The 12717-nt window shown below is 57.3% G+C and carries 9 protein-coding genes; 4 read left to right on the forward strand and 5 right to left on the reverse strand.

What is annotated here, in order from left to right; all coding sequences use genetic code 11:
- The coding region (locus ACR0AJ_RS19090) for a hypothetical protein (protein WP_480741634.1) at positions 1-188 on the forward strand (188 nt) is incomplete at its 5' end.
- Here the strand turns inward: ACR0AJ_RS19090 and ACR0AJ_RS19095 are convergent.
- From ACR0AJ_RS19095 to pdxR, 4 genes are all read right to left on the reverse strand, one after another.
- Positions 185-1186 carry a HupE/UreJ family protein gene (locus ACR0AJ_RS19095; protein WP_170350144.1) on the reverse strand — a complete coding sequence of 334 codons (1002 nt, stop codon included), beginning with the start codon at positions 1184-1186 and terminating at the stop codon, positions 185-187. The two genes, ACR0AJ_RS19090 and ACR0AJ_RS19095, sit on opposite strands and share 4 nt — an antisense overlap.
- Positions 1183-2004 carry a peptidylprolyl isomerase gene (locus ACR0AJ_RS19100; protein ID WP_170350145.1) on the reverse strand — a complete coding sequence of 274 codons (822 nt, stop codon included), beginning with the start codon at positions 2002-2004 and terminating at the stop codon, positions 1183-1185. Before ACR0AJ_RS19100 ends, ACR0AJ_RS19095 begins: the two co-directional genes overlap by 4 nt.
- 126 nt (positions 2005-2130) lie before the next feature.
- Positions 2131-4050, reverse strand: a complete 1920-nt coding sequence (locus tag ACR0AJ_RS19105) for a DUF3604 domain-containing protein (protein ID WP_480662989.1) — start codon at positions 4048-4050, stop codon at positions 2131-2133.
- A gap of 139 nt (positions 4051-4189) precedes the next feature.
- Complete coding sequence (gene pdxR / locus ACR0AJ_RS19110) at positions 4190-5593, reverse strand: MocR-like pyridoxine biosynthesis transcription factor PdxR (protein ID WP_480640988.1); 1404 nt, start codon at positions 5591-5593, stop codon at positions 4190-4192.
- A 93-nt stretch (positions 5594-5686) separates the two neighbouring features.
- Between pdxR and ACR0AJ_RS19115 the strand changes: the two genes are divergently transcribed.
- From ACR0AJ_RS19115 to ACR0AJ_RS19125, 3 genes are all read left to right on the forward strand, one after another.
- Positions 5687-6337 (forward strand): pyridoxamine 5'-phosphate oxidase family protein, encoded by a 651-nt coding sequence (locus ACR0AJ_RS19115; protein WP_170350148.1) that lies wholly within the window; start codon positions 5687-5689, stop codon positions 6335-6337.
- 9 nt (positions 6338-6346) lie between these two features.
- Positions 6347-7117 (forward strand): pyridoxine 5'-phosphate synthase, encoded by a 771-nt coding sequence (locus ACR0AJ_RS19120; RefSeq protein WP_480741636.1) that lies wholly within the window; start codon positions 6347-6349, stop codon positions 7115-7117.
- 136 nt (positions 7118-7253) lie between these two features.
- On the forward strand, positions 7254-10439 hold the full coding sequence (locus ACR0AJ_RS19125; protein ID WP_480741638.1) for an ATP-binding protein: 3186 nt from the start codon (positions 7254-7256) through the stop codon (positions 10437-10439).
- A gap of 18 nt (positions 10440-10457) precedes the next feature.
- On the opposite strand, the gene ACR0AJ_RS19130 is transcribed toward ACR0AJ_RS19125, so the two are convergent.
- The gene (locus tag ACR0AJ_RS19130; protein ID WP_480741640.1) at positions 10458-12692 is read right to left on the reverse strand and encodes a CHASE2 domain-containing protein; all 2235 of its coding nucleotides are present in this window, start codon (positions 12690-12692) and stop codon (positions 10458-10460) included.
- Positions 12693-12717: the final 25 nt, after the last annotated feature.

A 12717-nucleotide genomic window follows, 5' to 3' on the forward strand; every position in this document is an offset into this window, starting at 1 on the left:
GCAACCAGCGTCAGAAAATCTCAGAACAGCCCGGTCACACTACAATTGATCCCCAAGATCAATCGCTTAACAAACTCAACCCGTCAGAACCACAAAACAATAGGGTGAGAGGCAATAACCTCATCCAAAACAAAGCTTCAATGCCGGAAAACCAAATAGACCTCAGCGATGCGAGGCCAATAAATTAAAACCCACTGACACGCTCGACCAGCCAATAGACCGACACGCTGCCGATGACATAGCCAGTGATTGGTCGGGTAACCCCGCTCAGCCGTGATGGATTAAAGCGCGCCACCTGACGCCACAGAAACATTCCTACTGACAGGCCCGCAATAAAGGTAAGTTGTCCGGCCTCGACCCCAAGGTTAAAGGCCAGAAGTGCAGCTGGGATATCCTGAGAGGGCAGGCCGATCTCGGACAGGGCACCGGCAAAACCCAGCCCGTGTAGCAGACCAAAACAAAAGCAGACAATCCATGGGTATTGCTCGGACAGTCTGATCTGCCCTTCTTTGTGTTTGAGAATTTCCAGGGCCAGGAAAACGATCGACAGGGCAATCACCGCTTCGACCGGGGCGGCAGGAACGTGCAGCACCCCCAGCGTTGCCATTGCCAGCGTGATCGAATGCGCGACTGTAAAGGCTGTCACTGCGCCGACCAGCCGCCAAGGATCACGCACCAGAATGAACAAGGCGAAGACAAACAGAAGGTGGTCCCACCCTTCTAGGATATGCTCGAAGCCAAGCCAGAAATAGCTGATGAAAACGGACCATGTGGTCGGATCTATTGGCAAAGTCAGGGCCGGCTCTTCAGGTGTGAACCGGAGGGTGGAAATCGCAGATTCCAGTGGCTGAACGCGCAGAAGGACATCGTTGTTTTGTCGTTCGAGGCCCCGGATTCTGACTGTGTGTCCTTCGATCTCAGCCCCGCACTCTGCAACCCAAGAGGAAACCCAAGCAACCGAGTCGAAGATCGGCGGTGGACCGTGCGATGGGGTGCAAGCTTCGGGCAGGATCGCGTCAATCCTCATGGGTTGGCCGTTCACATCCGGTATGCGCCACATCACTTGCCAGGTGCCTGGCGTCAATTGGTGGAGGTCCAGATATCCGGGGTCAAGCGCGTGTGCATTGCCGGACTTTGGGGTGCAGGCCAACCAGATCGCTATTATCAAGCAAAACAGGGCCCTCATTCACCGGACCCTGGTGTTTCAACCCGGTACTGCGCGGCAAGGGTTTCGTATTGCGCTTGCGCCAGTTCCTCGGCCGTGTCCCGACGCCATGCTATCAGAACCGCATCGCGAATGTCCGTAAGTGGCGGCAGATATTCGAGGCGCGTTTCGGTTACACGGACCAGATGCATCCCATATCCCGATTGAATCGGCCCAGCCCAGACGCCCGGTTCTAATGGGACCAGCGCAGCCGAAAACCCCGGGCCAAATGCGGCATCGACGGCGCCGGCGGGCGACAGCGGCATTGATCGAGGCATCAGGGATCGTACACCAAACTCTGACCATTCCCTGCCCGCTGTTAGTGCGGTAAGCGCGGTGTCCACATCCTCGGGCACCGGCTGATCGCCCAGATACACCTGATCGAATGCAATCTGCCAAGGTTTAGTAAAACGTGCCGAGTTTGCTGCGACATAAGTTTCAAGCACTGCATCTTCGGGGTCTACCGAGGCGGCGATTGCATCCGACAGGAAATCCATCTTTTGTGCCAACCGTGCCCGGATTACCTGATCCCCGCGATCCAACCCCAGGTTGCGCGCCTCGCGCACCAAGATTTCCTCGCGCACCAGGGCGTCGATCAGCACCTGCAACTCTGCGTCATTGGGCGGGCGTTTCCAGGTTGTTTCAAAGCGGGTGACCAAAAGCGTGACATCAGCGTCGTCGATAACAATTGCATCACCCCGTTCAGCGCTTTCGTCCTTTGGGCCCACAATGGCAAACCAGCCAAAGATGGCGGCTCCGATCAGAATAAAGTGGAGCAGGGGTTCTTTCAAAATATGCATGCTTAGTTCCGAAGACGCTTTCAGACCCGCCTTAATAGTAGTGGCGGGTCCTTGGATAAGTCAAACAGACTGCAGAATAATTACGCTTATATTCCAACGCAGTGGTGGTTCTTCGAAAAAGGCCATTCACCCCGGAGTGTACCAAATCGGTGAGGAATAGGCGCGTTCCTGATGTATCAGTTGTGCGTCTTCCGGCAGATCAATGCCAAACCGCAACTTGTCGTATAGCAACCAACGCGGGGTGGGGATTTCCAGAACCCTGACGTAATAAAAGGCCCGTTCATTCGGGTCGAAATCCGGGTCGGACCAAACAGTGATCAACTCGGACGCGCCGATGGTATTGCTCCAGCTCGCGGTTTCCACATCCACAGTATTACCGACCTCGGGTAGGTTGCCATCTGCATCCTGTGGCCGATCATCAGACCAGGCGACATTATAAACCTTTTCCTGCATCGACCCGTCTGCATCCAGCCATCCTTTGACGACCTGAACCCGATCCAGATTTGCACCGATCGGGTCGCGCAAGGCACCAATCAGGAAATTCGGTGCGCCATCCCCTTCGCGCGGGCGCAGGTCACCACCCATGGGTACGCCTTTCGTGTAACCGACATCCGCCAGAAAGCGCGTCTCAAGGTCGCCCTCGTCAAACGCCCAGCCTCCAAAGAAACGCAAACCGATCCGAGGACCGGTGGTCGCATAGGTTTCGCGGCGCTTGAACGCATCGAAAATGGCTGAGCGTGTGTTGTCGGTGGCCCAAACGGCAGTGTAGCCCGAAGCGACCAGCAGATCGCCCGGTATCTCGCCCAGCTCATTGGCAATAAAGGGATGTTGTATCCGGGTGGGCGACGGTTCCACACTTACAGATTTGCCAAAAAAGTTGTCTTCTTCGGCGGTTGCCAGCGAAGTATGGCTGTCAGTCGCGCCGCCCATGCCGAATTTATAGGGGTTCACGCCGAACTTTTCTTCTAGCATCAGGCCGCGCTTGAGGGCTTCGCGCGCATACTCGCCCGCCAGCATGTCCTCGGTTTTCAATTCGGTGATATCGAGGTTGCCAATATCCCAGTTCTCATAATCGGCAAAGGGATCATCCGGGCTGAGATACGGGTGGGCCTCGCCGTCTCCTTTGATTTGCGTGACCTCGTAGTGAGGCTCCCACCTTGCGCGGTTCTGGACGTATTCTTCGTCAACCTGGCCACCGTGATACGTGTCTTCGGTTGGGAACATCCAGCCGTTCGAAAGGTTGCCGTTATGGGCGAAAGCCACCGCCCGGCCGCCGGTTTTGGCTTCGTAATCCTCCAGCCAAGAGTAAAGCGCCTTGGGATCGGTGTTGCCGTAGGGTGGCTGTGTTACCGGCGGAACAACCTGCAACGCGCGGATTGGTCCGTCGCGCAACATAACATTCCGGTGCAGGTTGAAGCCCTTGGGCACCGAGGTCCATTCGAAACCGATAAACGCGGTGAATTGACCGGGATCGTTGTGCCGTTCCGCGGCCAGGACAATATGTTCCCAGGTGAACGCAAAAGCATCGGCCCCCGGGCTGTAGGACTCCAGCAAAATCTCCGGCAACGTCATCTGAGAAAAATTTGTGATGATATCGAAGGCTGCTTTACCAGCTTCTTCGCCACCGGCCTTGTATCCTTCGTACCATTCCAACCCCTTCGGGTCTGAGATCACACCGGGTTTGCCCGCCTGCAGATCGGGCGCGAAACCCATCAGGTCAGTATGATCGGTCAGAACCATCCAATCCAGTGGTCTGGCCAGTCTGACTGGTTGCCCGGTGGAGGAAATCACCTGCTCGCCTTTAGCAAATCGCCATGCGTCGTCAGGCAGCAGCGTGTTGCCGAATGCGCCCGCATCTAGTGACAGCCCCGTATGCAGATGCGTGTCGCCCCAAAGCGGGCGCTCGGGGAAAGTGCGGTTGGCGTAGGGTGAAAAGGGACGCTCGGCAAAGGTTCCCTCGGCGGCTTCCTTGGTGGGAACGGCATCGGCAAAAGCGCTTGCCGGGACAGAGACGAAAGTAAGTAAGCAGACAGACAGTCGAAGCATGTGAACCTCCCCATTCACAGAGTTCGTGGATTCAGCGTGTGAAATACCGAGAATATATATTCTAATTTGACGATATCATGTTGTGTGCTTCACGTGTGAAAAACTTTTTGACCATTACCAGTGGGCAGCGTGGCTTGCTTCAAAGTGGCAGCTGTATAAGAGAAACCAACCGATCCGCCGCGTCTGAAAGTGTATCTTCGTCAAACGCCGCGTACCCCAGCAGTAAGCCCTGCATCTTTTGCGGCAACACACATTGGTCAGACAGTGCGCTGATGCGCAGTCCGTTTTCCCCGGCACGCTGGCTGATTTCAATGTCGGACATTCTGTCTGCAAGTGCCGCTCGAAGTGCAACGCAAAGATGCATGCCCGACGAGTCCGGCTGAAGCTCCAGTAGGTCACAGGCGGGGGCGAGCGCGCTGAGCAGATGGCTCTGACGTCGCGCATAAACACGTCGCATGCGTCGTAAATGCATAGCGAATTCACCGCTGTTCATGAATGTCGCCAAGGCGGGTTGCGGGATCAGCGAGGCGCGTGGTCCCACACGATCAAGATAGGTCCGCGTGCTTTGCAGCATGTGTTTGGGCACAACTAGATACCCGATCCTCAGTGCCGGGCTGACGAGTTTTGAAAAGCTGCCAAGGTAGATCGTGTTATTGAGGCCATCCAACCCCGAAAGCGATGGCAAAGGTTGCCCCCGATAGCGGAATTCGCTGTCGTAGTCGTCCTCGATCACCACCGCACCGGTCTGTCTGGCCCAATCCAGCAAGGCGACCCTGCGGGGCAAGGGCAGGCTGACCCCTGTTGGATAATGCCGCGAAGGCGTGACGATAGTGGCATGGGCCTTGTCTGGAAGGCGTGTCACATCCAGCCCGTCCTGATCGATACGCACGGGGCAGGCTAAGTTTCCTGTATCCCTCAGAATCGTGTGAAGTTTCGGCCAGCATGGGTCTTCGATCGCAACTTGTTTGCCCGCACCAAGCAGCCCGTGGAATATAACCTCGAAGGCTTCGCGCGCGCCCGAGGTGATCACAACCTGCCCCGGATCACAGGACAAGTGTCGCCACGCGGCAACGTGGTCCGAGATGGCCGCGCGCAGCGGATACCAACCCAAAGGGTCCGCTCGCGCCAAAAGCTCGGGTGTTGGGTTGCGCCATGCGCGTTCAAGGTGGCGTGCCCATTGTTTGTGCGGCAGCAGGGATTGATCCGGCAGACCGGTTTGAAAGGGCAGCCATTTCTGGGTCTTTGGACCCGCCGGGCGGGGGATGGGCTGCGGTTGCGACAGGTGGGTGATCTCGCTGGCCACAAATGTGCCGCTGCCTTGCCGGGTGACCAGATACCCTTCGCTGATCATCTGGTCATAAACCGCCTGAACCGTTGTTCTGGATATCGACAACTCGGATGCCAGTGTGCGGCTGGCTGGCAGCCGCGTCCCGACCAGGTCAGAGGACTTAGATATGAGACCGCGCAGCGCCTCAAGCAGTTGCGCCTGAAGCGAGGTCTTCAGCGATGCATCCACCGAGATCGCAAAAAGATCTCGATTCAAATTGGCCTTAGGAAAAGTTTTAAAATTGGACATTTAAAAACATCCAATACCCGGGCACTACAGACATAGCAAGATCAAACCCGAGCTATGACCATGAATGAGACTTTGAACATCACCGACAAATCCCGCCTGCGTCGATCCCATGAGCGGGGGCATTTCGACCGTGCCACCATCAACAGTATCCTGGACGCGCAACCCATGTGCAGCGTGGGTTATGTGATTGATGGCAAGCCCTTTGTCACTCCGACGTTGCAATGGCGAGAGGGCAATCGCATCTATTGGCACGGGTCCTCGGCCAGTCGTGCGCTGCGCAATTCTCGCAATGCGCAGGTTTGTCTCTCGGTCGCAATTCTTGACGGGTTTGTCCTAGCTCGGTCCGGTATGCATCATTCCGTTAATTCGCGGTCGGTCACGTTGTTTGGCACCGCGGTCAAGGTTGAAGACCCGGCAGAAAAGCTGGACAAGCTAGGCAGGTTTGTGAACGGCCTGTTCCCGGGGCGATATGAAAGCCTGCGGCCCGATCACGCGCAGGATCTGAAGGCAACAATGGTGCTGGGCATGGATATATCGGAAGGTAGCGCCAAGGTCCGCACGGGCGGTCCAAATGACGAGGAAGAGGATTATGATCTGCCCATCTGGGCCGGGGTCATTCCCGTTCACACGTCGGTTGGTGATCCTATTCCTGATCCCCGAAACATCGATGGCGTGCCGACGCCCGAACATGTGCAATCCTTTCGGCTGTAGGGCAGGGTGATGACGGACCTTTCGGTAAATCTGAATGTTGCCGCCCTGCTGCGCAACAGGCGTGAGCACCCCTGGCCGGATTTGATAGGTCTGGCAAGGATCGCCTTGAACGCGGGCGCGGCGGGCGTGACGGTGCACCCTCGCCCGGATGAGCGTCACACCCGGCCCGATGATGTGCGCGGGCTACGCTCTATGCTTGACGCGGAATTTCCAGACCGGGAATTGAATGTCGAAGGCTATCCAGATGAACGGTTTCTGTCGCTGGTTCAGCAGGTGCGCGCGGACCAGGTGACGTTGGTTCCCGATGATCCGGGTCAGGCGACAAGTGATCATGGTTGGGATTTCCCGGCACAGGGCGCGATGCTTGCGGATGTGGTTGCCGGGTTACAGGCGAAGGGTCACCGCGTGTCGCTGTTCTGCGATCCCGAGGCAGCGCACATGCCCCATGCCGCGATGACCGGAACAGATCGGGTTGAACTTTATACCGGCCCGTTCGGCGGATCTTATGACGACCCAGTGGCCGAGACGCGGGAACTTGACCGTCTGACCGCCGCAGCGACCGCGGCTGCGGCGCAAAGGCTCAAGGTCAATGCGGGCCACGATCTGACGGTCAGTGGCACGCGCAAACTGATCGCTCGGATCCCGTCGATTGCCGAAGTGTCCATCGGGCACGCGTTGTTTTGCGATGCTCTGAACTTTGGAATGACTGAGACGGTTCGTCGGTATCTTGGGGTCTGCAGCATCCCTCAGGCAGATGATCTTTGGGCGGAAACTGTCTGAAACAGACAGGTGTCGCCGACTATGATCGCACCCGGCTTTGGGCGTGACATTTTCACTGCTAATTGAATAAGCCTTTGCGGCAATTCATCTGCAAATACTGGCGAGCCTGGATTGGCTGTAGTACACCTTTGCAGGTATGGGGAAGATTGCGGATAAACCTAAGCGAGAACAAGCGGATAGCGAGCAACGGCGTCAGGTCACGGTGCTGTTTGCCGATATGGTCGGCTATACTGCGATTGTTGCATCGCTTGGGGAAGAACAGGCGTTGGGCTTTGTTCGGCTGACCTACGATACGCTGGTCCGCGCGGTCGAGGCCCACGGTGGAACGGTGCGCGATTTTGCTGGCGACAGCATAATGGCGCTGTTCGGCATTCCCGACGCGACCGAAGATACGGCACTGCGGGCCTGCCGGGCCGCTATGGCGATCCATGCGGCATTCGAAGCGTCCGCCGCGGATATCGAAGCGCGTTTCGGCGTGCGCCCGAAGGTGCGTGTGGGGATCAGTTCCGGTACGGTTCTGATGGCGGCTGTCCAGGGCGAGAGCGGCCCGACGACTGCTGTGGGCAGCACAGTGAATCTGGCCGCGCGGCTTGAAAATCTTGCCCCGTCGGGTGGAAGCCTGATCTGCGACACCACACGGGGGCTGGTCGAATGGGTGACCGAGCTTGGCTTTTTCGGCGAACATCAGATCAAGGGTTTGTCCGCGCCGCAAAAGCTGTGGCAGTTGCAGGCCGTTCACCCCGACGCAACCCGGTTCGACGCATCAGTGGCGCAAGGGTTGAGCGGCTATGTTGGCCGAACAGATGAACTAAGCACGATCTCCACCGCGCTGGAGCGGGCGAAAGACACCCGGACCGTGATTGACCTGGTTGCCGAGCCGGGGTTGGGCAAAACGCGGCTGGTATTCGAGTTTCTTCATCGCCTACCTGCGGACGAGGTGTCGGTCCTGACGGGGAACTGCTTTGCCGATGGCCAGCAGGTTCCGTTTCTACCCTTCCTGGAAATCACGCGAAATTCATTTCTCATCACCGATGCCGACAACCCGCTGCGGGTTCGGGCCAAGCTTGAGGCCGGGTTAAAAAAATCCGGGCTGTTCACGCAACAGAACCTTGGGTTAATGATGAATTTTCTGGGTCTCACACCGCCCGAGGGGGCTCTGGACGGTCTCGACGGTGTTCTGATCGGTCTGCGTATTCGCGAGTTGCTGACCGAGCTGCTGCGCCTGAAATGCGCGCGGGGCCAGGTTGTTTTGCTGATCGAAGATGGACATTGGATCGACAGCGCGTCAAAGGATTTGCTGGCGAATATGATCGAGGCTCCGAACCTGTCGAACCTGCTGATCATCCAGACACGGCGGCCCGAATATACGCCGGATTGGCAAAACATGGCCGGGGTGACGACCGTGGCGCTACGCCCGCTGAGGGTCGAAGACCTTGCCACCCTGGCGCAAAATCGTCTTGGGGTGGACGCTCTGCCCGATGGGTTGGCCGAACAGCTGGCTGACCGTGCCGGCGGTAATCCACTGTTTGGCGAAGAAATCTTGGGCTTTCTGCTGGATCAGGGAGTTTTGCGCGTCGAAAATGGCCGCGCCCATATCGAAGCGGATATCAGCGACAGCGGATTGCCCGTCACCATGCGCAGCCTTTTGACAGCCAGAATTGAACGGCTTGATCCCGAAGATCGCGCCTTGCTGCAGGCTGCAGCCGTGATTGGTCGGCGTTTTGATCCCGGTCTGTTGTCCCAGATCACCGAGACGACCAAGTCAACCGGCGCCACCCTACAACGGCTGCAAGCGCAGGATGTGCTGTACCGCGAGCCGAACTCGTCGGATTACATCTTCAAACATGTGCTGCTGCGGGATTCGGTCTATCAAAGCCTGGTTCTGTCCCGCCGGTCCGACCTGCATCTTGCCATTGCCGAGGCGTTGGTGATGCGCAACGCCAACCGGTTGCTCGAGGCCGCCGAGGTGCTGGCCTTTCACTATGGACAGACGGATCGGGCAGATCAGGCGTTTCACTACAGTGCCATGGCTGGTGATAAATGCCTCGGCGTTTATTCACTGGACGAAGCCAACCGGTATTTTGTGGACGCTCTTGAGCTGTACCAAAACGACCCAAGTTGCGCCACAGATGCAGAATTTGCCGGATTCATGGCCAGTTTCGCGCTGTGTTCCAATATCTCACTGCGGGTCAAAAAGATTATCGAACTGGCCGGTACAGTTCGTCCGATCCTGCAAAAGGCTGGTGACAGTCAGGATCACGCGTTGTTCCTGCACCACTATGTCTCTTGTCTGGTCTGCAATGGCAAGTATCACGAGGCGCATTGGGTTCAGCAGGAGCTGACAGACATGGCCGGTCGTCTGAATGATCTGGCCTCTACGGCGTATGCCATGGTGAATGAGCTTTCGGTCTCAATCTATCACGCGCCGATCGACAATGACCGTTTCGAGGCGCGAAAACGCGAAGTCGAGGCTGTGCTGGAACAGATCGACGACGCCTATATCCACAATTTTTATCAGGCCACTGTTGGGTGGAACGAACTGACACGGGGGCGGGTGGCGCGGGCGCATGCCGCATCAGATCGGATGATCGCCTTGGGAAAAGCCAAAAACAACCCGCGCGCGCTGGGCTATGGAACCGCCATGAAAGCGTTGATCGCGATGGTTACCGATGATCACGAACTGGCGCTTGAAATGGCTGAGAAGGCGCGCAAAGCGTCAAAGGTCGAATTTGAGTTGGCCATAGCCGAAGCAGCCAGAGTAGGAGCCATGGTGCCGCTGGAAATGCCAGGGGCGACTGAGGTGGTTCAAAACCACATCAAGGCCTGCAACGAAAAGGGGTGGACGCTGTTCACCTTCGGGCCCGCGGCGATGCTGGCGGTGGCCTATGCGCTGAACGGTCGGATCACGGACGGGTTGCGCCAGATTGAATGCGCCATTCAGAAACGTACCGACGAGGGCACCCAGATATCCGCTGACTGGGCCCGTCTGTTTCTGTGCGAGATGTATCTGGCCATCCTAACAGGTGAAGGCGGCGGTTCGCTGGGGGTACTGTTTCGAAATTTCCGCTCGATCCTTTGGGTTATGCTGTTTGGAAAAAAACGTCTGATCGCGATGGTCGAGCAGGTGCGCAAGAACCCTCAGTTCGACCAAAAGGGCCACTATATCGCGCGCTGTGATATGATCATGGGGCTGCTGTACAAGGCGAAAAAAAACAAGGCGCAGGCTATCGAGCATCTAAGCCGGGCCCGCGTCATCGTCGAGTCTGCAGGGCGATCTCCGATGCTGAAACGCATTGATACGGCGCTGGCGGAAATGGCATAGCCTCTCCATTCGAACTGCTCAGGCTGATGGTTTTCGGGCGCGCCTTTGGTGGCTGAAGATCAACTGATTGGATTGGAAATCCGACCGGAAATCGGCGGCCCTGCCGGACAGCGCGTAATAGAACTTCATCAATCCGGGTTCGATATGGTGGGCTTGTTCGATGCAATCCTCGCATATACGTTCAATCCGATCCTGAGGGTGCCGGTCCCGAATAGCCGCGATCAGCCTTTGGTGGGTTGTTTCCAATTTCTGAAATTCAGGGGTTTCCAGTACGTCTTGATTGCCAACCAGCACGAAAACGGGTTCCAGGTCAGTTCGTCCCTTAAGGTCGACATACCCGGCCTCAAGCATCGCCATTTCGTGCCGCGTTTTCTCATACACAGAACTTGAGACAACGATGTCATAGTCCACATGGCGGCAGCTTTGTTCGATCCGTGCGGCGACGTTCACCACATCCCCGATGACGGTATAGTTGAACCTGCGCTTTGACCCGATATTACCGACGCAGGCCCGACCCGTGGCGCAACCGGTCGCCAGCGCAATCGGCGGCCGCCCCTGCATGACGTCCGAGGCGTTGAACTCTACCAGCGCCCGTCGCATCAACAGCGCCGCCTTTGCGGCACGGCATGGGTGATCTTCGACTGGCAGGGGAGCGTTCCAAAACGCCATTACCGCATCGCCGATGAATTTGTCTATGGTGCCCCGTTCCAGCAATATCTGGTCGCCGATCTGAGAAAAAAGTTGATTCAGCAAGGTGACAAGATCGGTGGCCGAAACAGACTCGGACAAAGGCGTAAAGCCTCGTATATCCGAGAACATGACGGTGATCTCTTGTGTTTCACCGCCCAGTTGAAGCTGATGCCCAGACACCTCAATTTCGTCCAGAATCTCGGGCGCGACATAGTGGGAAAAGATCTGTCGGATCACACGTTTTTCGCGCTCGGTCGAGATGAACAGATAGCCCGCCAGCAGGCCGAAATTAGCCATGCCCCCCATCAGCGGAAAGGTAACGTCGAACAGAACCAACTGGTGCTGGAATGCCAGCCAACTGATGCCAAGGACAACCGCCGCAGCAACGCCACCTGCAACAAATGACGCAACCGCCCCGAACCGCGCCATGACGGCCGTGACCACTACGCCAAGAATGACGAAAGACAGCAGTTCGAGCGCCGACGTCACATCCGAGCGGCTTAGCATTTCGTCGGTCAGGACCTGTTCAAGAATTTGCGCATGGATCGACACGCCCGGAACAGATTCACCCAAAGGTGTCTGGTGCATGTCAAACAATCCGGCGGCCGACGTGCCGACCAGAATGATCCGCCCTTCGATTTCGGCGCGCAGATCGGGATTGTCCTGTGGCTGCATGATATCATCAGCTGACAGATACAGGTCCGGGTTATCGCGCCTGTATCTGACCCAGACCTCGCCGTTTTCGGTGGTTGGTAGGCGGAATTGACCAATCTCGACCGCCAGCATGATACCGGCCTCATCCGGCATGCCTTCGGCAATGATGACGGGTTCGTCTATGGCAACCCTTAGCGCCTCAATCCCCAGCCCCGGCAGCGCACCATCCGGCCCGCCCCACAAGATAGGCACGCGGCGCACGATGCCCATACCGCCAAGGGGTGAGACATTGACCCCTCCGATGCCTGCTGCCGTTCGATCCAGCGGTGAGGCTGGTGGGGTCCAATAAGGAACAGTAACCAGCCCTGAGGTCGGCGATTCCCCTATTTCGATGATCCCGGTCATCGGCGTGACGTGCCTGCCGTCGCTGGATTGCCGGGCAGCTGCGCCCAATACAACCGGCCAATTGGCGATCTCCATTCCGAAAAGCACGTCATGGTCCAGCTTCTCGGCGTGGCGCTCAACTGACAGCACCCCAGAGAGCGAGGGTTCTTCCAGCAACCGCGCAGGCGAGAACCTGTCAGGTTCGACGAACAAAATGTCAAAGGCGATAGCGGCAGCCCCATATTCGCCCAGGTTCTGGACCATCTGTGCCAATAGGGTTCGGGGCCAGGGCCATTGCCCCCAGTTTGCAAGCGACTGTTCGTCGATATCCACCACGCGGACAGGCAGATCAGGGTTGTATTCGCGGGGTGAGATGCGTTGCAGAATGTCGAAATAGATCAGCCGTGTCATCCGCACCGGATACGGATCGAGAACCCGGATAAAACACCCGAAAAGGATCAGGCCCAGCCCGACCAGCTGGAAGGCCCGCCGCCGCCCTGTTCTTTCTTTGGGCTTCCCGGTCACGTTTGCCTCCGAATATCGTGGTCAG

This window comes from Ruegeria sp. CJ9, assembly GCF_056536625.1.